This is a genomic window from Streptosporangium sp. NPDC006930 (assembly GCF_040635605.1).
In the GTDB taxonomy this organism is placed as follows: domain Bacteria; phylum Actinomycetota; class Actinomycetes; order Streptosporangiales; family Streptosporangiaceae; genus Streptosporangium.
Genome location: NZ_JBEYID010000001.1, coordinates 138,307 through 161,616, shown reverse-complemented (window position 1 = coordinate 161,616; position 23,310 = coordinate 138,307). Strand labels below are relative to the sequence as shown.

Annotated in this window: 12 protein-coding genes; 5 read left to right on the top strand and 7 right to left on the bottom strand. The window is 71.4% G+C overall.

Going from position 1 to position 23,310, the window contains the following annotated elements; genetic code table 11:
* Positions 1-16: 16 nt before the first annotated feature.
* Genes ABZ664_RS00680 through ABZ664_RS00655 form a run of 6 tightly spaced genes read right to left on the bottom strand, consistent with a single transcriptional unit; the run spans position 17 to position 11,925 of the window.
* Positions 17-5,653, bottom strand: coding sequence for an amino acid adenylation domain-containing protein (locus ABZ664_RS00680; RefSeq protein ID WP_362501229.1), 5,637 nt, complete (start codon positions 5,651-5,653; stop codon positions 17-19).
* Complete coding sequence (locus ABZ664_RS00675; protein WP_362501227.1) at positions 5,650-6,933, bottom strand: 2-oxo acid dehydrogenase subunit E2; 1,284 nt, start codon at positions 6,931-6,933, stop codon at positions 5,650-5,652. Before ABZ664_RS00675 ends, ABZ664_RS00680 begins: the two co-directional genes overlap by 4 nt.
* Positions 6,926-7,909 (bottom strand): transketolase C-terminal domain-containing protein, encoded by a 984-nt coding sequence (locus ABZ664_RS00670; RefSeq protein ID WP_362501225.1) that lies wholly within the window; start codon positions 7,907-7,909, stop codon positions 6,926-6,928. The genes ABZ664_RS00675 and ABZ664_RS00670 overlap by 8 nt, the downstream gene beginning before the upstream one ends.
* Positions 7,900-8,823, bottom strand: coding sequence for a thiamine pyrophosphate-dependent dehydrogenase E1 component subunit alpha (locus ABZ664_RS00665; RefSeq protein ID WP_362501223.1), 924 nt, complete (start codon positions 8,821-8,823; stop codon positions 7,900-7,902). The genes ABZ664_RS00670 and ABZ664_RS00665 overlap by 10 nt, the downstream gene beginning before the upstream one ends.
* Complete coding sequence (locus tag ABZ664_RS00660; RefSeq protein WP_362501221.1) at positions 8,816-10,471, bottom strand: condensation domain-containing protein; 1,656 nt, start codon at positions 10,469-10,471, stop codon at positions 8,816-8,818. Before ABZ664_RS00660 ends, ABZ664_RS00665 begins: the two co-directional genes overlap by 8 nt.
* On the bottom strand, positions 10,471-11,925 hold the full coding sequence (locus ABZ664_RS00655) for a class I adenylate-forming enzyme family protein (RefSeq protein ID WP_362501219.1): 1,455 nt from the start codon (positions 11,923-11,925) through the stop codon (positions 10,471-10,473). The genes ABZ664_RS00660 and ABZ664_RS00655 overlap by 1 nt, the downstream gene beginning before the upstream one ends.
* 406 nt (positions 11,926-12,331) lie before the next feature.
* Here ABZ664_RS00655 and ABZ664_RS00650 point away from each other — a divergent pair, with 406 nt between their 5' ends.
* From ABZ664_RS00650 to ABZ664_RS00630, 5 genes are all read left to right on the top strand, one after another.
* A complete protein-coding gene (locus ABZ664_RS00650) occupies positions 12,332-18,751 on the top strand; it encodes an amino acid adenylation domain-containing protein (RefSeq protein ID WP_362501217.1) in 6,420 nt (2,139 codons plus the stop codon).
* A 1-nt stretch (position 18,752) separates the two neighbouring features.
* The gene (locus ABZ664_RS00645; protein WP_362501215.1) at positions 18,753-18,926 is read left to right on the top strand and encodes an MbtH family protein; all 174 of its coding nucleotides are present in this window, start codon (positions 18,753-18,755) and stop codon (positions 18,924-18,926) included.
* 75 nt (positions 18,927-19,001) lie between these two features.
* A complete protein-coding gene (locus ABZ664_RS00640; RefSeq protein WP_362501213.1) occupies positions 19,002-19,253 on the top strand; it encodes an acyl carrier protein in 252 nt (83 codons plus the stop codon).
* Positions 19,254-19,278: 25 nt separating this feature from the next.
* Positions 19,279-20,700, top strand: coding sequence for a hypothetical protein (locus tag ABZ664_RS00635; protein WP_362501211.1), 1,422 nt, complete (start codon positions 19,279-19,281; stop codon positions 20,698-20,700).
* Positions 20,697-22,529 (top strand): N,N-dimethylformamidase beta subunit family domain-containing protein, encoded by a 1,833-nt coding sequence (locus tag ABZ664_RS00630; RefSeq protein ID WP_362501209.1) that lies wholly within the window; start codon positions 20,697-20,699, stop codon positions 22,527-22,529. Before ABZ664_RS00635 ends, ABZ664_RS00630 begins: the two co-directional genes overlap by 4 nt.
* Before the next feature lie 37 nt (positions 22,530-22,566).
* On the opposite strand, the gene ABZ664_RS00625 is transcribed toward ABZ664_RS00630, so the two are convergent.
* Complete coding sequence (locus ABZ664_RS00625) at positions 22,567-23,211, bottom strand: M15 family metallopeptidase (RefSeq protein WP_362501207.1); 645 nt, start codon at positions 23,209-23,211, stop codon at positions 22,567-22,569.
* Positions 23,212-23,310 lie beyond the last annotated feature (99 nt).

Genomic DNA, 23,310 nt, shown 5'->3' with positions numbered 1-23,310 from the left:
GGGCGTGGGGAGGACGTCATCTCCGAATCGAGATCACCTCGGCGGTCGGCTCGTCGCGCTCGCGTTCCTGACGCTCGCGCTCCTGGCGCCTCTGGATGGCCTGGAAGCCGACCAGATCGTCCGGGAGCGCGTCGGGGACGTCGGTGTCGAACCTGGACAGCGTGCGGGTCCGCATCGCGACCAGCGCCGTGACCACGATGGCGACGGCGAACAGCACGTACATCAGGCCGACGCCCCGGCCCTCGCCGGTGCCGAGCACGAGACCGACCGTGTCGGCCAGCGGCCCTCCGGGGAGCATCAGTGGTTCGAACAGCTCGCTGCCGTACGGGGCGACCAGGCCGAAGCCGACCGGCAGGGTGGACCAGGCGACGAGCGTGTTGAGCGCGATGACACGACCGTGGAAGCGTTGCGGCACCTTGACCTGGATGATCGTCGCGTAGACGCCGTTGAGCATGGTCAGCCAGAACGACATGCCGAAGGCGCCGATCCCGATCAGGATCAGGTTCTGCTGCAGACCGGTGACCAGGCAGAAGACGCCCAGTACGAGGGTGGAGAGCATGACGCCGCGCAGCCGCTGCCGTCGCGGGCCTCCCCAGACGGTCATGGTCAGGCCACCGAGGAAGACGCCGAGACCACCGAAGAAGGAGATCCGGCCGACGTCGTCCAGAGTGGCGAAGCCCAGGACGAGCGGTGAGATGAGCAGGAACAGCGGGGAGAGGAAGATGTTCAGCACCGCGAAGAAGAACAGCATGCCGCGGAAGCCCCGGTTGCCCCAGGAGAACTTCCAGCCCTCGACCATCTCGGCGACCAGCGACTCCCTGCGCTTCCACGCCATCGTCTTCGGGAAGCGGACGAAGAGCAGCACCCCGATCGCGAAGATGTACGCGGCGACATCCAGGACGAGGATGCCCTCCAGCCCGATCGCGGCCATCAGGCCGACCGCGGCCAGCGGGACGACCAGCTGGGCGGTACCGGTGACCATCTGGACCACGCCGTTGGCGTGGCCGAGGAAGCGTTTGGGGACCAGTTGCGGGATGGCGGAGTTGTAGGCGAGACGCTGGAAGGTCAGCGCGATCGACAGCAGCACCAGGAGCGGGTAGATGTGCCAGATCTGCAGGTTGCCGGTCCACAGCAGGATGCCCAGTGTCAGCTGGGTGCCGAACGCGCCGATGTCTCCGGCGATCATGATCTTGCGCCGGTCGTGGCGGTCGACGAGGGCTCCGGCCAGGGGGGAGACCAGCATGCCGGGAACCAGCGCGAGGACGGAGAAGAGGGCGAACCTGGCGAGCGAGTCGGTGGTGATGTAGATCCACAGCGGGATGGCGAACTCGGTGAGCGACGATCCGACGATCGAGACGAGCTGCCCGGCCGCCACGACGGCGAACCGCTTCATGCTGGGCGGAGGTCCCGAGCGCGCCGGGGTGCCCGTCGCGAGCGGGTCTGTCGTTCCCGGTGGCGCGCCGCCCGTGCCGGAGCCGGGAAGAACGGACGTGGCGGAGTCAGGACCGGCTGGAGCGGACGCGGCCGGTCCGGCACCGGTGATCGCGGGTGCCATCGTCGCAGGAGCCACTTCGGCAAGGTCGTCCTGGGTGGAGACGCCGCCGAGCCACCAGGTGGACCGGTCGGTGCGGGCCAGCTTGGCCGTGTCACCCGAGGCGATGGCCCGGTGGGTGCCGGTGACGATGGCGGCAAGCTCTTCCGCCCGATATTTCAGGAAAAAGTGTCCGGCCTCATCGAGGACGACCACGGCCGTCGAGCCCGTCAGGAGGTGCCACTCGCGGTAGCGCTCCTGATAGAACTCGGTGGCCGGGTCGCGGTCGCCCGCCACGGAGATGATCGGCGCCTTGAGCGGCTCGACACCCTCCTCGAAGAGGCGGGTGAAGTAGCGCTCCGCCTCCTTGGTGCCCTTGCGACGGTTGTCGATCATCAGCTTGAGCTGGTCGCGTTCCAGGTCCTCCACGTCGAGACCCGCGGCCTGCAGGGCGTTGGCCCAGACCTGGTCGCTGCGGAGGCGGTCGGTCAGGTTCGACAGCTTGGCCAGCATCGAGGTGGGGCGGGCGAAGGGGAAGATGCCACCGAGGTAGATCGCCTCGACCTGGCGGCCCGCGGCCTCCAGGCGGCGGGCGATCTCCACGGTCAGCATGACGCCGAGCCCGCAGTGCCCGTACAGCGCGAGAGGCCCGCGCACGTCCTTGAGGATCTCCTCCACGCAGCCCTGCGCGACCTCCGCCACCGGCCGGGTCTCCTCGATCAGCCCCATCTCCTGGCCGGGGACGGCGACCGCGTGCAGCGCCCAGTTCTGGGGCAACCTGTCGGCCAGCGGCTGGTAGATGGCGGCGCTGCCACCGCCGTACGGCACGCAGACCAGGGTCGAGGTGGCCGCGCGGGCCGGGGTGAGCCGGTGCAGGAGCATGCGCGGGCCGTCGTCGGCCGTCTCGACGAGCCGCGCCAGCTCGCGGACGGTCCGGTGCTTGAACAGGTCCAGGATCGTGACCTGGCGCCCGCCTTCGGGAATGGCTTTCCGAAGGCGGGCGACCACCTGTGCGGCGAGCAGCGAATGACCGCCCAGGTCGAAGAAGTCGTCCAGCACACCGACCTGTACCAGTCCGAGAACCTTTGCCCACACTTCGGCGATCGCCTCTTCGAGAGGCGTCTGTGGCGGGACGAATCCGGCTTCCTGGTCGGGCCGCGCCTCGTCGGGTTCGGGCAGCCTGGCCCGGTCGACCTTGCCGTGCGACTTCAGGGGCAGCTCGTCCAGCCAGACGAACCGCCCGGGGATCATGTACTCGGGGAGCCGCTCACCGAGCCGCGCCCGCAGCTCGCTGACGCTGATCTGGTCTCCGGCGACCTCGCCGACCACGTACGCGACCAGCCGGTCCCCGCGCAGGTCGACGACGGCGTGGGCGACCCCCGGCTGGTCGGCGAGCACAGACTCGATCTCCGGCAGTTCCACCCGGTAACCCCTGACCTTGACCTGCAGGTCGCGGCGGCCGAGGAAGCACAGGTCGCCCGAGGGCAGCCACCGGCCGAGGTCGCCGGTCCTGTACATGCGGGCGCCGGGCCCGCCGTACGGGTCGGGCAGGAATCTCTCGGCCGTCAGGCCGGGCCGCCCGAGGTATCCGCGGGCGAGCCGGTCGCCGCCGAGGTAGATCTCGCCGGTCATGCCGGGCGGGACCAGTCGCAGGTGCTCGTCGAGCACGTAGACCGCGGCCCCGGGCAGCGGCCTGCCGATCGGCAGGTTCAGTGCCCGCTCGTGCTCGTCGGTGACGGCGTGGGTGGAGATGCCGACCGTCGCCTCGGTAGGGCCGTAGTGGTTGACCACCGTGGTGTGCGCGGTCAGCTCGCGGGCCCAGCTCCACCGGGAGGCCTCGCCGCCGAGGACGAGGAGCTTGCGCGGGAGCAGCTGGGCGGGGTCGTCCACCGCGGCGAGCAGCGAGGCGAGGTGGGAGGGGGTCATCTTCAGGTAGTCGGTGCCGCTCAACAGCCCGGCGAGCTCCTCGGCGGGAGCCTGCGGGTCGGCCAGGTGCAGCTCTCCGCCGGTCATGAGCGACAGGTAGAAGATCGTCACCCCGAAGTCGAACGAGAGCGACTGCAGCAGGGTGTAGACCCCGCCGGGTTCGACCTCGAAGCGCTCCTCGACCCCGGCGAGATAGTTGAGCACCTGCCGGTGCTGCACCCCGACGCCCTTCGGCCGCCCGGTGGTCCCCGACGTGTAGATCACGTACGCGAGGTGGTCGGGCGACACCTCCGGTGGTTCGAACCCGGTCTCCTCAAGCGCCTCGGAGTCCAGGCGGATCGTCGGCGCGCCGGCGATGCCGGGAAGCAGGTCGCTCAGGGCGGAGGTGGTCAGGACGGCGACGGCTCCGGCGTCGGCGAGCATGTACGCCAGCCGGTCGCGGGGCTGCTTGGGGTCGAGGGGCACGTAGGCGCCACCGGCCTTCAGCACGCCGATGACGGCCGCCGCCAGGTCGGTGGACTGTTCGAGGAAGACGCCCACCCTGGTGTCGGGGCCCACGCCGTGGTGGTTCCTCAGCAGGGCGGCGATCCTGGTGGAACGCTCGTCGAGCTCGGCGTACGTCAGCGAGCCGCCCGCCGTCGACGCCGTACCCGGACCGGAGCCGCCGCGCGTCGCGGGCACCGTGGTCGAGACGGGTGAGCCCTCGTGGACCACGGCCGTCGCGCCGGGCGTGAGCGCGGCCCGCGCGGTGACGAGGTCGTGCAGCAGGTCGTGACCGGACGACCGGAGAGCGGGACCCGAGCCGAAGCCCAGGATCCTCTCCCGCTCCTCGTCGGAGAGCAGCGACAGCTCCCCCACCCGCGTGTCCGGGTCCGCCACGATCGAGCGCAGCAGCGTCTCGAAGCGCGCCGCCAGCAGCTCCACGGTCTCCGGGTCGAAGAGGGCGGTGCTGTAGGCGAGGTGGCCGACCAGCCCGTCCGGGCTCTCGAACAGGTAGAGGCCGAGGTCGAAGCGGGTCGTCCTCGCCGGGAGCGTGAGGTAGGAGACGCGCCCGTCCTCCTCGCCCGCCTTGAAGTTCTGCAGCGCGAACGTGACCTGCGCGAGCGGCGATCGGCTCACGTCACGGACCACGTTCAGTTCGTTGACCAGCTGGTCGAACGGGAGCTCCTGGTGCGCGTAGGCGTCCAGGGCGGTCTCACGCGTCCGGGCGAGGAAGGTGGTGAACGACGGGTCGTCGGCCAGGTCCGCGCGCAGGACCAGGGTGTTGACGAACATGCCGACGACCCCGTCCAGCTCGGGCAGCCCGCGCCCGGCGACCGGGGAGCCGACCGCGAAGTCCGTCTGCCCCGAGTAGCGGGCCAGCAGGACCTGGAAGGCGGCGAGCAGCGTCATGTACGGCGTGGCGCCGGCCTCGGCGCCCAGCTCGGCGAGCCGCCTGGTGAGGTCGGCGTCCACCCGGACGTCGAGGGCGGCTCCCTCGTGGCGCTGCTCGGCGGGGCGGGGCCTGTCGGTGGGCAGCTCGATCGCGGGCAGCCCGGCGAGCCGGTCGCGCCAGTGGTCGATCTCGCGGCGGTGGTCACGGCCTCGCTGCCAGAGGGCGTAGTCGCCGTAGCCGACCGGCGCGGGCGGCGGGGTACCGCCGTCGTGCAGGACGAGCAGCTCGCGGATGAGCAGGTCGCTGGACCAGCCGTCGATGACGGTGTGGTGGGCGGCGATGAGAAGGACGTGGTCGTCGGGCGCGATCCTCACCAGCACGGTGCGGAAGAGCGGGCCGTGTTCCAGGTCGAACGGGACGGCGAGGTCGGCGTCGAGCAGCTCGATCGCGGCCTCCACGCCGTCCGCCTCGACGACGCGCAGCGCGGCCGGACCCGGCTCGTCGATGACGAGTTCCGGGGTGCCGTCGTCGGTGGTGAGAAACCGCGTCCGCAGGGCCTCGTGGCGCGCGACGAGCTCGTCCAGCGCCCGGCGCAGCGCGTCTTCGTCCAGCTCACCGCGCAGACGCACCGCGACGGGGACGGTGTAGGTGGTGGTGCCCGGCCGGTACTGCTCGAGGAACCACAGGCGTTCCTGGGCGTGGGACAGGGGCGGGACGGTTCCGGAGGCGCGGCGGGCGATGGTGGCCCGTGACTCCCCGCGGCTCTTGAGCCGCCTGGCGAGCAGCGCCTTCTTGGCGTCCGACAGTGTTGTCTCGGTCACGCTTGTAACTCCATCCGGAGGGCCGCGAGGAAGAGCGCGGCGTCCCGTCCGTTGATCAGTCGATGGTCGTAGGCGAGGCCGATGTTGGCGACGGTTCTCATGGTCACCGTGCCGTCCTCGGCGAGTCGCGGTTCGGGCTGCGGCGAGGTGATCGCGAGAGCGCAGACCGTACCGGGGAAGATGAAGGGGATCGCGAGGATGACGTCGGCGTCGGTGTGCAGGGTGACGGCGATGTTGGCACCGGTGAGGTCCTTCTCGCGGAAGTCCCCCTCGGTGGCGGCGAGCCGGTAGCGCATGAGCGCGTCGGCGATGGCCTTGAGCGAGCCGGTGTCGTGGACGACCGGCACGTACAGGCCCTCTCCCATGTCGAAGGTGACGCCGACGCGCGGGGCGTCGGCCGGATGTACCCGGTCACCGTCGACCGAGGCGAAGAACAGCGGGAACGCCGGGTGCAGCGCGGCCACGGCCTGGACGAACAGCTCCGCCGGCCCGACCGGCCTGCGTACCTCCCTGCTCAGCCCTCTCGCCCGCTCCAGCAGCGGGCCCACCTCGAACTTCACGACGGTGTACGCGGCGGGGATGGTCGCGTGCGAGGTGGTGACGGCACGCGCGACGGCACGTTGCACCCGCGAGAGGCGGTGCGCGCCCGTGTCCGCGGCCGGTTCCCGCGCGTCCTTCCGCTCCTTCCGCGCGTCTTCGTGCACGCCTTCGTGCACGCCTTCGTGCACGCCTTCGTGCACGCCTTCGTGCACGTCGGAGGCCGTCTGCCCGGTACGGCGGTGGACCAGGGCCTCCACGTCGGTCCTGCGGATGACGGCGAGGCCCAGGGACGCGACCTCGGCGTGGGAGACGCCGAGTTCCTCCATCGCCACACGTGCGGGAGCGGTGACGACCGGCTCGGCCACCAGCGCGTCCCGCTGCCGCGCCGCGTCCTCGGAGACCACCGGGCCGGGCACGTCGGTGACCGGGGCGGGCACGTCGGTGACCGGGGCGGGCACGTCGGTGACCGGGGCGGGCACGTCGGTGACCGGGGCGGGCTGCGGGACCGCCTCGGCGGTGATACGGGCGAGGAGCGCGCCCGGAGCGATCCAGCTGTCAAGGGCGGCGACGTGGTGCAGGTAGCCGCTCTCCCCCGCCTCCAGTTCGTCGGCCGCCTTGGAGGTCTCCAGTACGGCGATCGGCTCTCCCGCGACGACGGGCTTTCCGTTCCCGACGAGCCACTCGACGACCAGGTATTCGGTGTCGTTGTTGTTGAGTTTGGGAACGTGGATGTCAGCCACGCAGAGCCTCCCGTACGGCGTTGTGGATCGTGGACTCCCCGGCCAGGACCTCGTTCTCCAGGTGCGCGGCGGTGGGGATCACGGAGTCCCGCGAGTGGACGAGGCGGACGGGTCCTCGCAGGCGGTCCCAGAGACGGGCGTGCAGGAGGTGGGCGACCTCGCTGCCCCAGGTGCCCCCGGCGGTGCTCTCCTCCGCGACCAGGACGACGTCCCCGAGGTGGGGCAGCAGCGTGTCGACGTCCAGCGGGTAGAGCCGGGAGGGGACGAGCAGCCGGGTGGAGATCTCCTCCTCCACCATCAGGGAGCGCATCGCGCCCAGCACCCGGTGGACCATTCCACCGGGAGCGATGACCACGCAGTCGGGACGGTCACCCGCGTCGCGGATGTCCACCACGGCCAGGTCTCCGTCGCGGCGCATCAGGAACAGCGGGTCCACCCGTTCCATCTGCCGGGTGTAGAGGACCTTGTCCTCGAAGAACACGCACGGCTCGCCCCGTTCCAGCATCGCCGCGAACACCGCGCGGTTGTCATGGAAAGGGGACATCTCGTACAGCGACAGTCCCGGCATGCCGACGAAGTGCTTCTGCAGGCTCTGGCTGTGCGTGGGACCGTAGCCCCGGCCACCACCGGTGGGGCAGCGCACCACCATTCGCAGCGGCAGCCGCCTGCCGTACATCGACACCGACTTGCCGGCGAAGTTGCACAGCTGGTCGAAGGCGAGCGCCACGAAGTCGCCGAACATGATCTCGGCCACGGCCGTGTTACCGGCGAGCGCCAGTCCCGCCGCGACGCCGGTGAGCGCGCCCTCGCTGATCGGGGTGCCGATCACCCGCTCGGGAAAGCGGGTGGAGAGCCCCTTGGTGATTTTGAAGGCGCCGCCGTACGGGTCGAGGATGTCCTCGCCGAGCACGTAGGCGGTGTGGTCGTCGTCCAGCAACCCGTGCAGGGCCGCGTTGAGGTTCTCCGCTACGCGCACGATCCCTCCCAGCGGGAGAGGGGGCGCGCGGCCACCTCGTCGGCGACGGCCTCGACCTCGGCCTTGACGACGCCGTCGAGCCGGTGGAAGTGCTCGGGGTGGTCGTGGGCGTAGCGGGCGTACCAGTCGTTCTCCCTGGCGGCCCGTACGACGTCGGCCGGGCGGATGTCGTCGCCCTTGCTGTGCGGCCCGAGGCGGTGGGTGACGAACTCGACCACCAGAGGCTGTCCCTCGCGCACCCGCGCGATCTCGCGTTCCAGCGAGAGGCGGATCTCGTTGACGTCGGTGGAGACGACCAGCCGGTGCGCGATGCCGAAGGCCGCCGCCCGGCCGGCCACCGTACCGGCCATCTGCGAGGCGGTCGGAGTGGACTGGGCGATGCCGTTGTTCTCCACCACGACGAGCAGCGGGAGCCGCCAGAGCGCGGCGAGGTTCAGCGCCTCGTAGACCGCACCCTCGCCCCAGGTGCCGTCGCCGATGTGGACGCAGGCGAGGGTGCCGGGCTCGGAGCGCTTGAGGTGCAGCGCGACACCGGCGGCGACCGGCATGCTCTCACCCTGCACGCCGGTGGACATGTAGCGGTCGCGGTGGATGTGCTGGCTGCCGCCGACACCCTCGCAGACCGCGCCCTCCCTGCCCATGATCTCGGCGAGCAGGCCGTGCGGGTCGCGGAATCTGGACAGGTAGTGGCCGTGTCCCCGGTGGTTGCTGAAGACGTGGTCGGCCGGGCCGAGCAGGGATCGCAGCGCGACCGGGACGTACTCCTGGCCGAGGCAGGTGTGCGTGGTGCCGTTGAGGTCGCCCCTGTCGTACAGCTCCAGGAGCTTGAGCTCGAAGTGCCTCACCAACAGCAGAAGCTCCAGGTCGTCGTCGGCGAGGCGGGAGAGACGGAGGCCGTCGAGGATCTCAGTCATCGCCGAGGGAGTCCACGATGCCGGCGATTGTCGGGTTGTCGAAGAAGTCGTCGAGGGAGACCTCGATGTCCAGGCGCTTGCGCATGCGGGCGATGATCTGCGTGATGGTGAGGGAGTGGCCCCCCAGATCGAAGATGTCGTCGTCATCGGCGATCGGCGATATGCCGAGCACCTCTTCCCAGATCTCGCGTACCTGGTCGTTCAGCGTGGTGACGGAACCCATCTCGTCCTCCAGAATTTCGTGCAGTGTCAGGTTGGGGTTGTGCGTGGCGCGTTCCAGAAGGAGACGCAGGTCGTCGGCGACCCTGGCGGCGTCGGGCACCGTCTCGGGGTCGTGGCGCAGGCTGATCTCCAGCCCGCCGGGGCCGTCCACGCACTGCAGGTGCAGCGCGCCGCGTACCGCGTGGTTGAAGACGGTCCACTCCACCGACGCGTCGAGCCCGGTGAACACCGGGTCCGCGTCGCGGCGGGTGCGGTAGCTGACGGAGACGGGGACGAGCGCGGCGTGCGGTCTGAGGCGGGGCATCGCCCGGGAGAGCGGCACCTGGCGGAAGCGGTAGATCTCCCTCAGTTCGGTGCGCAGCGCGGTGGCGAACTCGCGGAAGGTCGCCTCGGGGGACGGACTGGAGGCGACCGGGAGTTCGTTGACGAACAGGCCGATGTGTCCCGCGGCCTCGGGGGGCCTGGTCGACAGGTCGACGGCGGTGGTGACCGCGGTGTTGCCGTAGCCGAGAAGCAGGGTGTGCAGCCCGGCGAGCAGCACCTCGAACCGGGTCAGGACGGGGGCGGCGGAGAGGTCCCGCGACGGGTCCGACTCGATCGACGGGTTCACTGTGAACCGCAGCACCCGGCCCTGGGCCGCTCGCCGGGATCTCAGCGCGCGGCCGAGAACGACGGTCTCGCCGGGATCGCGCCAGCGGGGCTTCCAGAACTCGCGCGCGGCGGGAAGCAGGGCGGCCACCCGGTCGCGCTCGGCCCGGCCGTGGTCGATTTCCGGCAGCGGGGGCGGCGGCTCGCCGTTGTAGAAGGCGGCCAGATCGCGCACCAGGACGTCCTTCGACTGCCCGTCGAAGATCAGGTGGTGGGCGACGAAAAGAAGGAGGTTTCGTCCGGGGCCGATCTCGAACAGGGTGAACCTGGCCAGCGGCCCCCTCTCCAGGTCGAACGCGCGCAGGATCTCCTCCCCCACCGCCTCCCGCACGGCCCGTCCGTACCGCTCGCCGTCCTCACCGCTCTCACCGTCGTGGGAAGGCGAATGCGGCGAGGTCGAAAGGTCGCGCGTGTCCCGCGCCGCCCCTGTGGCGACGTCGGCGGAAGAGGAGATCGTCACCCGGCGTACGGGAACCTCGGCTCCCGGCACCAGCCGCAGCTCGTTGTCCACCTCCGTCACCACATCGCCCAGCATCGGATGCCGGGCGACCACCGCCGCGCAGGCCGCCAGGAGCGCGCCGGTGTCCAGATCGCCGCATAGGTGGACGAGTATCGGCATGTGATAGGCGGCGCCCCCGCCCACGGCCTGCTCGGTCACCCACATCCCCTGCTGGGTGAACGTGACCTCCGGCATACCCGCGGACGCGTTCCCCCGCGATGTCTCCGAGGTGTCCTCCACCTCGTTCCGCGAGGCGCTCTCGGATGGAAGAACGGCCATCACTCGCTCCCCATCGTCCGGCGCAGGGCCTTCTTGTCGACCTTGCCGCCGGCGTTGCGCGGCAGGGCGTCGACCGTGATGACGTGCGCGGGCAACTCGTGCGGGGCGAGGCGGTCCTTGAGAAAGATCCGCAGATCCTCGGGCGCGAGGGCCTCTTCGGTGACGAGGGCCACCGCGACGACGGTTCCGAGCACGGGGTGGGGAACCCCGAACGCGGCGGCCTCGATCACGGCGGGGTGCCGGTAGACGACCTCCTCGATATGGATCGTGGAGACCTTGAAGGCCCCGGACTTCACCACGTCGCTCTCGCGGTCGACGAGGTAGAGGTAGCCTTCGGCGTCGATGTAGCCGAGGTCGCCCATCCGCACCCAGCCGTCGCGGAAGGTCCCGCTCTCGGGGTCGCCGTAGTAGGCGCGCGGCGCCGCGGGGGATCGCATCCAGACCTCCCCGGTCTCTCCCGCCTCCAGTGGCTCCCCCTCCACGGTGGCGATCCTGACCCGTCCCCCGGCGATGGCGCGGCCGACGCTTCCCGGCCGGTCCGGGTCGAACATCATCACCGTCTGAGCCGGGGCCGCCTCGGTCGAGGTGTAGTAGTTGGTGATCGTCGCTCTGGGGAAGGCCGTGGTCAGCGCCTGGGCGACGGCCGAGGGCAGCGGCGCGGCGGCCGAGCCGAGCAGCAGCACGCTGGACAGGTCGTGCCGTTCGGCCACCTTCGCGTTGATCAGCTCGATGGCCATCGCGGGGACGAGGAAGACCGTTCCCGCGCGGTAGGACTCGATCAGCGAGGCGAAACGGGCCGGGGTGAAGCGCGGCAGCGTCACGACGGCCGGATGGGCGTCGAGCGCGTTGATCAGCATCGCCTGTCCGGCGTTGGTCCCGATCGGGAAGGCGTGGACCAGATGCCGGGAGTGCGCGAACGGGCGGCGTTTGGCACCGCAGCCGTAGGCCAGATTGGCATGGGTCGCCGAGACCCCCTTGGGACGGCCGGTCGTACCGGAGGTGTAGAGGATCTGGGCGAGATCTCCGGGCTCCGGAGGCGCGATATCGGCCTTCTCATAGGAGGTTTCGACGTTCAGACCGTCGACCGTGGCGCTCCAGCCGACCTCGGGCACCGCGAGACCCGAGGCGTGGACGACGCCGGTCGCGCGGCAGTTCTCCAGCATGAGACGCAGGTCATCGAGGGCGAGGCGGTCGGAGAGCGGTACGCCCACCGCCCCTGCCGCCAGAACCCCGCAGAACGCCACGGCGTAGTCCGCCCAGTCCGCGGCCCCGAACACCAGACCCACCCGGTCGCCTCGGGTGACGCCCCGTGCGACCAGGCTGTTCGCGAGCGCGGTGGACCGCTCGTGCCACTCGCGATAGGTGAGCTGAGCCGAGCCGTGCACGATCAGCGCGACCCCCTCGGGGTCAGCGAGGGCTCGGTCCATGAGCAACCGGGGGACGGTCAGGTTCACCAAGTGAACCTCCCATTAAAGATCGGATGTATGCGCGTTCGATGTGTGCGAGCACCGAAGGCACAACAGGAAAGAATCTTTACTATTTAAAATCGAGCGCTAGTCTTACATGATCGTAAGGCTCAAACAAGACTTTGGGGAGGGGGTTCACAAAGGAACTGAACACACGCGAAAGTGACCCTTGCGCCCTTAGGGCGAAGGTGTAACACTGACGACCGCGGAGCTAACTGAAAGGTTTCTTTCCAGAAAGAGACCTTTCCCGATGCCCACTTAACTGGTCAAATAGGCACAGAGTGGGTCTTTTGCGTACCAACCTCCAACGCGATTGCGTGAACTAACGGGCCCGTGGCCGACAAAGGAGCCCTTTGTGTTCCCACCGAAGACCGTTCCAACCGGTCAAACAGGGATGGAATACCCCCTGTCGTACGGTCAGCAGCGGCTTTGGTTTCTCCACCAACTCGATCCCAGCGACTCGGCCTACAACACATCCTATGTTTACAGGTTGAAAGGTCACCTTGACAAGATCGCTTTGGCGGCCGCCTTCACTGCCGTGGCGGCACGGCACGAGAGCCTGAGGACCCGGTTCCGTGAAGTGGCCGGGGAGGCCGTCGCGATCGTCGAGCCGCCGTCGCCGGTGACGGTCGAGCGGCTCACCGTCACCGGCGAGCAGGAAGCCGCGGCCCTGGTCTCGACGCTCACCAACACGGCCTTCGACCTGGCCGCCGCGCCGCCGTTCCGCGTCTCGCTGATCGAACTCGGACCCGCCGACCACGTGCTCTGTGTCGTCCTGCACCACATCAACGGCGACGGCTGGTCGCTGAGCGTGCTCCGCTCCGAGGTCGCCACCCACTACGGGAGCCGGGGCAGCGCCCCGCTGCCCGAGCTGCCCCTGCAGTACGGCGAGTACGCGCGCGCCCAACGTCCCGAGGACTCCGAACTGCGCTGGTGGACCGAGCGGCTGGCCGGGGTGCCTCCCCTGGAGCTCCCCGCGGATCGCCCGCGTCCGGCCCGGCGGACCGGCGCGGGCGCCCAGGTCGACTTCCGGATCGCCCCCGACGTGGCCGCCTCGATCGGCGGCCTCGCCCGCCGCGCCCGGTGCACACCGTTCATGGTGCTGCTCTCCGCCTACCAGGTCCTGATGCACCGGCACACCGGCCAGAGCGACTTCTGCGTGGGCACCCCCTCGGCCGGTCGCGGCAGCACCGAACTGGAGACCATGATCGGTTTCCTCTCCACCACCCTCGCCCTGCGCTGCGACGTCTCCGGCGACCCCACCTTCGAAGAGCTGCTCAGGCGCACTCGCAGGGTCGTGCTGGACGGGCTCTCGCGGCAGGACGTCCCCTTCGAGCGCCTCGTGGCCGATCTCGACGTGGAACGGGACCTGAGCCGCACTCCCCTGTTCCAGACCCTGTTCGCCTTCCACACCCACGGCGAGCCGGACGAGCCGCTGCCCGGCCTCGACGCCACGTACTTCCCCAACGGCTGGGCCCGCGCCCGGCTCGACCTCTCGGTGGACCTCTACCGCGGCGAGGACGGCGCCCTGAACGGCACCGCCATCTACAGCACCGACCTGTTCGACCGCGAGACCGTGGAACGGACCATCGCCCGCTTCCAGGAGCTGCTCACGGCCGTCGTGGCGGATCCCGGAGCTCCGGTGAGCTCGCTGCGGATGCTGCCGGACGCCGAGCTCGACCTGCTGGAGGAGTGGAACGACACCGCGGCCGAACTGCCGGAGGTCACACTCGTCGACCTGCTGCTCGAACAGGTCGCGGCGACCCCCGACGCGGTCGCGGTACGCGCCACGCCCGCCCCCACCGCGACGCCGGCCGGGACCACCCCGGTCACCGCGGACGAACCGGTGAGCGAGGGCGCGCCGGTGGACGGAACCGGCGCGCGGGAACTGACGTACGCGGAGCTGGCCGGGCGGGCGGCCGAGCTGGCCGGGCGGCTGAGCGCGGCCGGGATCGGCCGCGGCTCGCTCGTCGCGGTCCGGATGGAGCGCGGCGCCGACATGCTCGTCGCCCTGCTGGGCGTGGCGATGAGCGGCGCGGCCTACCTTCCCGTCGACCCCGACTACCCCGAGGCCCGCGTCTCCTACGTGATCGAGGACTCCGCGGCGGCGCTCGTCCTGACCGGCCTCGACGACCTCCCCCCGGTGACAGGCGAGGCGACCGGCACGGTGGTTCCCGCGGCACCCGCCCGGCCGCTTCCCGACGACACCGCGTACGTGCTCTACACCTCGGGATCCACCGGCCGGCCGAAAGGCGTCGTGGTACCCCACCGCGCACTGACCAACTTCCTGCTGGCCATGCGTGACCTGGTACGGTCCTCGCCGCAGGACGTGTGGCTCGCACTGACCTCGCTGTCGTTCGACATCTCCGCCCTGGAGCTCTACCTGCCGCTGGTGACGGGAGGACGGGTGGTCGTCGCCGACGCGGAGACGGCCCGCGACGGGGTGCGGCTCGCCCGGCTCGTGAGGGACGAGGGCGTGACCCACGTCCAGGCGACGCCCTCGGGATGGCGCGTCCTGCTCACCGGGGACCTGCCGCGCGTGGTGGGCCTGACCGGCGGCGAGCCGCTCGCCCCCCGGCTCGCCCGCGAGCTGCGTCCCCGGGTCGACCGGCTCGTCAACGTCTACGGGCCGACCGAGACCACCATCTGGTCCACGGCCTGGGACATCCCCGAGGACCCCGGCGAGATCGTCATCGGCCGCCCGATCGCCAACACCGTCGTCCACGTCGTCGACCCCGGCGGCGGGCCGTGCCCGATCGGAGTGGCCGGAGAGCTGCTCATCGGCGGCGAGGGGGTCGCGACCGGTTACCTCGGCCGTCCCGCCCTGACCGCGGAGCGCTTCGTTCCCGGCCCCGGCGGTTCGCGGCACTATCGAACGGGAGACCGCGTCCGCCTGCGTAACGACGGCACCCTGGAGTTTCTCGGCCGGACCGACAACCAGGTCAAGCTGCGGGGTCACCGTATCGAGCTGGGCGAGATCGAGGCCGTGCTCGACGCCTGCCCCGGCGTGCGGCAGGCGGTCGTCGTGGTGCGCGGAGACCGCCTGGTCGCCTTCGCCGTACCCGCCGCCCTCTCCGAGTCGGAAACGGGCGGCGCGGAAACGGGTCGTGCACGAACGGGCGGGTCCGGAGCAGGTCACGTGGGAACGGACGGCACGGACGGCACGGACGGCACGGAAACGGGCCGCGCGCAGAGCGTGGGAGCGCTCGGCGGGCTTCGGGAGCACGCCGCGCGCGAGCTGCCCGGCTACATGGTGCCCAGCGTGTTCGTCGAGGTGGAGACGCTGCCGCTCACCCCCAACGGGAAGGTCGACCGCAACGCGCTCCCCGACGTGGACGCCGCGCCCTCGCCGGACGCCATCGCCCCCCGCACCCCGGGCGAACGGATGGTCGCGCAGGTCTTCGCCGAGGTGCTCGGGACCGCGGAGGTCGGGGCGTACGACGACTTCTTCACCCTCGGCGGCCACTCGCTGCTGGCCACCATGGTCACCGCGCGGCTGACAGCGCTGTCAGGGATGGAAGTGCCCGTCCGGGAGGTGTTCCTGCGGCCGACGGTCGCCGCGCTGGCGGACCTGATCGCCACCGCGTCCGTGGCAGAACTGATCGCCACCGCGTCCGTGGCAGAACTGATCGCCACCGCGTCCGTGGCAGAACTGATCGCCACCGCGTCCGGTGACAAGAGCGACGGGCCGCGACCTCGGCCGGAGGGAACCGTCCCGCCGCTCTCCTTCGGCCAGGAGCGGCTCTGGTTCCTCAACCGGCTCGACCCCGATGACGCGTCGTACAACATGTGCCTGGTCAGGCGGCTGCGCGGGCCGCTGGACCGGAACGCGCTCGCCGACGCCCTCACCGGGACGGTCGCGAGGCACGAGAGCCTGCGCACCCGCTTTCCCGAGGTGGACGGGGTGCCGGTCGTGGTCGTCGACCCGCCGGGGCCGGTGGCTGTCGAGGAGACGGACGCGGTGGGCGAGGCCGGGGCGTTGGAGCTGGTCGCGACCCTGACCAACGCGCCCTTCGAGCTGGGCGCCAGGCCGCCGCTGCGGGTCACCCTGATCAGGATCGCCGAGGACGACCACGTCCTGTGCGTCGTGCTGCACCACATCCTCGGCGACGGCTGGTCGCTCAACCTCATCTTCGACGAGGTGTCGCGCCTGTACTCCGGCGCCACCGCCCTGCCGCCGGTCCCGCTCCAGTTCGGCGACGTCGCCCTCTGGCAGCGCGGACGCGACCTCGGCGACCTGCTCGGCTACTGGCGGGACAGGCTCGCCGACCCCACCCCGCTGGACCTGCCGGTCGACCGGCCGCGTACCGCGGGTGCCGCCAGGCGCGGCGACGTGGCGCACGTCCGGCTGGACGCGGCGGAGGCCGCCGCCCTCGCCCGGCTGGGCAGGGAGCACGGCGCGACCATGTTCATGGTCCTGCTCGCCGCCTACCAGGTCCTGCTGTCGCGGCACACCGGGCACAGTGACATCCTGGTCGGTACGGCCACCGCGGGCCGGGACCGGGTCCAGCTCGAACCGGTCGTCGGCTACCTCAGCGACACCCTGGTCATGCGCGGCGACCTGTCGGGCGACCCCACCTTCGCCCAGCTGCTCCGCGAGACCCAGATCGGCGTCCTGGACGCCTTCTCCCACCAGGGCGTGCCGTTCGAGGAGCTGGTGGCGGCCCTGAGGGTCGAGCGCGACCTCACCCGAACGCCGCTGTTCCAGACCATGCTCATCCTGCACACGCAGGACGTCGGCCGGCCCCGCGACGCCTTCGCGGGGCTGACCACGACGGGGTTCGAGCACGGCATGCGGCAGGCCAAGCTCGAACTGATGCTGGAGGCCTGGCAGGACGAGCACGAGCTCACGCTCAACTTCGTCTACGACGCCGAACTGTTCGACCGGTCCACGATCGAGGCGATGGCCGCGCGGTTCCGCCTGCTGCTCACCGCGCTGCCGGAGGCGTCCGGCGACCGGGTCTCCGAGCTGCCGCTGCGCACCGGGGACGACGACGCCCTGCTGCGGCGCCTCTCGCGGGGACCCGCGCGATCACCCGCGCTCCCGGTGCCCGACCTGTTCGCGGCGACCGTACGGGACACGCCGGGCGCGACGGCGATCGGATGCAGGGGCACCACGCTCGGCTACGCCGACCTGGACGCCCGCGCGGACGAGCTCGCGGCGCTGCTGCGGGGGCGGGGGGTCGTGCCCGGCGACGTGGTCGGCGTCTGCCTGGACAGGTCGTCCGATGCCGTCGCGGCCCTGCTCGCCGTCTGGCGGGCGGGGGCGGCCTACCTGCCGCTCGATCCGGACCATCCCGCCGAGCGGCTCGCCTTCATGTTGGACGACAGCGCCGCCTCCCTCGTCCTCACCTCGGCGGATCTGGGCGATCGCCTGCCTCAGGGAACGCCACGCGCGCACACGAACGAGCGCCCTCCTGCCCTGGGCAACGTCCCGACGAGCGTCCCCGCGCCCGGCTCGGCCGCTTACGTGATCTACACCTCCGGGTCCACGGGAACGCCCAAGGGGGTCGTGGTCTCGCACCACAACCTGGCCGCCCGCGTCGCGTGGATGCGCGAGGCGTACGAGCTGGGCCCCGAAGACCGGGTCGTCCAGTTCGCCTCGCTGAGCTTCGACACCCACGCCGAGGAGATCTACCCGGCGCTGGCCGCCGGGGCCCGGCTGGAGTTGCTGCCCGAGGGCGGCGTCACCCTGCCCGACCACCTCGACCAGGTCACCGTGCTCGACCTGCCCACGGCGTACTGGCACGCGCTGGTCGACGACATCGGTGAGATCTCCTGGCCGCCGACCCTGCGTCTGGTGATCCTCGGCGGCGAGCAGGTGCACGAGGCGGCCGTGACCCGCTGGCGGGAACGCTTCGGCGACAGGGTGCGGCTGGTCAACACCTACGGCCCGACCGAGGCGACGATCATCGCCACCGCCGCCGAACTGGACGGCTCCCCCGGACGCCCGCCCATCGGCGTCCCGATCGCCGACACCTCGGTCCTGCTTCTGGACGGCTCCGGCGAGGCCGTGCCGCCGGGAGCGCCGGGTGAGCTGTGCGTCGGCGGGGCCGGGGTGGCCGTCGGCTACCTGGGCAGGCCGGACCTCACGGCCGAGCGCTTCCCCACCCTCGGCGCCCCCGGTGATCCCGGCGTTCCCGGCGCCCTCGGCGGAGAGCGGATCTACCGGACCGGCGACCTGGCGCGTTGGCGGTCCGACGGGCGGCTGGAGTTCCTGGGTCGCCTCGACGACCAGGTCAAGGTACGCGGCTTCCGGATCGAACTCGGCGAGGTCGAGGCGCGGCTGCTCGCCCACCCGGGCGTCGGCCAGGCCGCGGTGGCGGTCCGCGGGGAGACGCTGGTCGGCTACGTCGTCGGCACGGCCACGGGAGACGAGCTGGCCGGATACCTGGCGGCGACGTTGCCCGCCTACATGGTCCCGGCCGCCTGGGTGAGTCTCGCCGTTCTGCCGCTGACCGCGAACGGCAAGCTCGACCGGGCCGCACTGCCCGCGCCCGAGGCCGGCTCCCGGACGAGGACCGCCCCGCGCGGTGACGCCGAGGAACTGGTGGCCGAGATCTTCGGCGAGGTGCTGGGCGTCGAGGAGGTCGGCGCCTTCGACGACTTCTTCGCGCTGGGCGGACACTCGCTGCTCGCCACCCGCGCCGTCGCCAGACTCCGCGCCGCCGTCGAGGTGGAGGTGCCGATCCGCACCCTGTTCGCCAGAAGCACCGTGGCCGACCTCGCGGCGGCGGTGGAGGAGCTGCTCGTCGCCGAGCTGGCTGAAATGTCCGACGAGGAGGCCGAGCGCCTCATGGAAAACGGGAGCTGAGATGGGTCACCGCGTCGTGGTCAACCACGAGGAGCAGTACTCGATCTGGCCGGACGGCCGGGACCTTCCCGACGGCTGGCGAGAGGAGGGCGTCTCCGGTACCAAGGAGGAGTGCCTCGCCCACATCGACCGCGTCTGGACCGACCTGCGCCCGCTCAGCGCGAGAAGTTCATGAAAAGTCCGGAAATATTCGACGGCTGGATCCGGATCCCGGCGAGCGGCGCCGGAGACCGCAGGAGAGGGGCTCGCAATGGTTAGGGAACGGCTGGCGGCGATGGTCGCCTCGGCGTCCGACGGAGCGGTCACGGCCGGGGAGGCACTCGCCGCCACGGTCCCGCTGTCCGCGCTGGGGGTCACCTCCCTGGCGCAGATGCGGCTGATCGACGCGGTGGAAACCGAGTTCGGGGTCGAGATCGACCTGTCCGGCGACGGGTTCGACCTGCTCGACGACCTCGACGCGCTGGAACGCCACATCAACGAGGCGCGACGCGCGCGTTCCTGAACCCATCTCCGAACGGGGGAGACACATGGACATCCGGTTCTCGGGGAGCCGCTCGGGGATGGCACCGCTGACCTGGGGGCAGCGGGCCATCTGGGACACGATCCGAAAGACGGCACCGGACGACCACTACTTCAACTTCGGCCGCGTACTCGCCGTCCCCAGGAGAGCCAGGCCGCTCACCGTGGCGGGAGCGGCCGAGGTGCTGCGCACCCTGGTGGAACGACACGAGTCCCTGCGCACCAGGCTCGGCGAGGCGCCGCACGGGAACGCGACGCACGCGAGCGGTACGACACCGTACGGAAAGGCGGCCCACGCGAGCGACACGACGCCCTACGAAGACGGCTCCCGCGGAAACGACGGCGCGGAGCCGTGGCAGGTGCTCATCGCCGGCGGTTCCATCCCGGTCACCGTGTCGGAGGGCGACCCCGAGCGGCTGCGGGACGCGCTGGCGAAGACCGCGTTCGACTACGGCGGCGAGTGGCCGCTCAGGATCGGGCTCGTCGTCGACCGCGACGAGGTCACCCACATCGTGCTCGTCTTCTGTCACCTGGCGGCCGACGGCCTCGGTGCCGAGGTGGCGATCACGGACCTGCGGCTGCTCATGCTGCGCGGCTCCGTACCAGGCCCGACCCCGCCCTCACCGCTGGAGCTGGCCCGCTGGCAGAGCTCGCAGCACGGTCTGAAGGTCGCGGCGGTGGCCGCGGAACACTGGGAGAGCGAGTACCGGCGCATCCCCCCGACCATGTTCGAGCGGCGGACGGACGGCGCCCCCGAGGATCCCCCGATCTGGCGGGCACAGCTGGTCTCACGGGCGATGGACCTGGCCGTACAGCGGATCGCCGCCGTGCGCGGCGCGGCCACCTCGACCGTCCTGCTCGCCGCCGCGTCCGCGCTGGCCGGAAGGGTGACCGGCCACGACCTGGGCGTGATGCTGCCGATCGTGAGCAACCGCTTCCGCGGCGACACCGTCAACGCGGTCACCACGCTCTCCCAGGAGGGCCTGTTCGTGCTGGACCTGCGCGAGGGCGGCTTCACCGAGCTGCTGCGCGCGGCCAAGCCCGCCGCGCTGCGCGCCTACCGGTCCGCCTACCACGACCCGGACGACCGGGACCGGCTCACCGAGCGGGCCGGCCGGGAGCGGGGGGTGCGGATCCACCCGTACTGCTGCTTCAACGACATGCGCTTCACCGACCGGGTGGACGCCTCCCCCGACGAGCGAAGCGTGCGGCGGGCGCTGGACGAGACGACCCTCACCTGGCCGCTCAGCCAGGAACGGCTCAACTGCCGCTTCTGCCTGCACGTGACCGACGAGCCCGGCGGGTTGGGCGTCTCGCTCACCGCCGACACCGGCTGTCTCCCCCGCCCCGCCATGGAACGCTACCTGCTCGACCTGGAGTCCTTGCTGGTCGAGGCCGCGTTCCGCGAGGTGCTGGAGCCGGTCGGTTGACGATCCACGCCTACGCCGAGTCGACGTCCTGCCTCCAGGGCGGCGCGCTCCGCTTCCACCTCGCCCGCGCCTCCCGCGCCCCGCTGCGCGGCTCGGTGCTGGTCGAGGACGTGGCCACCGACCTGGCCGTACTCGACGGGGAGTTCACCGGGCCGCTGTGGACGCTGGAGGTCTCCCCCGGCTGGCGCAGCTCGCTCTACCGGGCGATCTTCAGCGCCGACGAGGAGCGCAGCGAGGTCTACTTCGTCGTACGGGCCGCCCGTCCCCGCTCACCGATCCTGCTGTCGATCCCGTTCCCGACCTGGCAGGCCTACAACCGGGCGGGCATCCCCGGCGAGTCCGTCTACTGGACCGAGCAGCCGACCCGCGCCGCCCGTGTCTCCTTCGACCGGCCGGGCGGCGGGCCGCCGCCCGAGCGCTGGGAGGAGGGCATGATCCGCTGGCTGGGCCCCGCCGGGTACGACGCCGACTACTGCTCGGCCCTGGACCTGCACTCCGGGCGCGAGCTGCTCTCCGGCTACCGGCTGCTGATGATCAACGGGCACGACGAGTACTGGTCGGCGGGGATGCGCGACAGCGTCGAGGAGTTCGTCCGCCGGGGCGGCAACATGGCCGTCTTCTCCGGCAACACCTGCTGGTGGCAGTTCCGGCTGGAGGACGAGGGACGCACCATGGTCTGCTACCGCGACGCGGTCGCCGACCCGATGGCCGCGATGGATCCCGCCCTCACCACGGTCGAGTGGTCGAGCGCGCCGGTGAACCGCCCCGAGAACGGCCTGACCGGGGTGAGCTTCCGGCGCGGCGCCGGGACGTGGGGCCCGTACATGCGACTCATGCACGAGGAGTCCTACACCGTCCGCTTCCCCGGACACTGGGTGTTCGAGGGCACCAAGCTGGGTGAGGGCGACACGTTCGGCAAGGGCGCCATCGGCTACGAGACGGACGCCTGCGACTTCGTCGAGGAGGACGGCGTGCCGGTGGCCACCGGACGCGACGGCACCCCGCCGTCCTTCGTCATCCTCGCCACCGCCGACCTGCGCCACTGGCACCGGTACGGCCAGGGCGGCATGGCGACGATGGGCGTCTTCGGCCTCGGCGCCGGGACGGTCTTCACCGCCTCCACCGTGAACTGGGGCAACACCCTGCACGACCCGGTCGTGGACCGGATCACCCGCAACGTGCTGGACCGGCTCTCGGTGCGCGCGGACGGCTGGGAGACCATCGGCGCCGCGGACGAGATCCGGGCGCTGACCGTGTTCGACTCCCTGCTGTACGGTGCCACCCCGGACGGCTCGCTGCTCACCCGCGAGGTCTCGGGCCAGAACCTGCGCTGGCGTCCCGCGGGCACCGCCCCCGCCCTCGTCGCCCTCGCCACCCCCAGAGAGGCCACCGCCGTCCACCCGATCGGCCTGTACGGTCTCACCGCCGACGACCGGCTCGTCTACCGCGACCCCGAGCACGGCTGGATCACTCTCGCCGACGGGCCCGGTGGCGGGGTCGGCCTGGGCATGGTGAACGGCGAACTGTTCGCCGCCGCCGCGGAGGGCCTGTGGCTGCTCGACCCGGAGACCTCCGCCTGGAGCCTGGTCGAGGCCGGTTCAGGCGCCGTGGCCCTGACCGCGATGAACGGCCGGCTGTACGTGGCGGACGCGGATGACAGGATCCGCACGCGGCTGCCGGTGGCGACCCCGGCCGGCTGGACCGACCTGTGCGACGCGGGCGGCTGCACCGTGCTGACCGGGCACGCGGGCACCCTGATCGGCACCGCCCGCGACCGTCCCCTGCTCCGGCGCGCGAACCTCCTGAAGAAGGCGGCGCCCACCCCGTGACCGCGAGGCACCGCTGCCCGGCGGTTGTCGTACGAGGTCAGATGGAGACCGGGCCGTAGAGGGCGGCCGGGGAGCCGGTGGTGAGGGCCCAGTAGCGGTCGCCGTAGGACCAGTGCCACCACTCGGTGGGGTAGTTGACCAGTCCTGCCGCCTCCAGGGCGGTGCCGAGGAGCTTGCGGTGGTGGCGGGCCTCGGGGGACAGCCCGGGGGCGTCGGTGTAGCAGGCGCCGTCGCTCTGCTCGGGGGTGGCGTTGAGCGGGGTGCCCATGTCGAGCTCGGTTCCGTCCTCGGTGGACAGGGTGAGGTCGACCGCCGCTCCCGCGGTGTGCGGGGCGATCTCGACGGGCGAGACGTAGCGGCTCGCCGCGGCTCGCAGCTCTGCGGGCGACATTTCCGGATACAGCGTCCTGAGCTCCGCCGAGTAGCCGTCGAAGATCTCCTTCTGCGTCGCCGGTGGCCGGTACCCCTCCACCACCAGCAGCCGGTATCCCTCCGGCAGCTGCGCCTGGGCCTCCTCCAGCCGGGTGAGCAGCCCGAGCCTGAGGTGGGCGAAGGCTCCCGCGGGGTCGGCGAGCCGCCCGTCCGTCCGCAGCCGCCCCCGGACGTCTACCAACCGCTCTCCTGACTCCTCGACGGGGATCGAGACGACTCGGGCATCGGAGATCAGAACGATGTCGCGCATGGCCGTAATTCTTCCCCAAGCACCACCGTGCGCGGACCCGCCCACGAGGGGGCGGACCGGGGAGCGGGCCGGACAGCGGATCACACGGCGGAGCGGAGA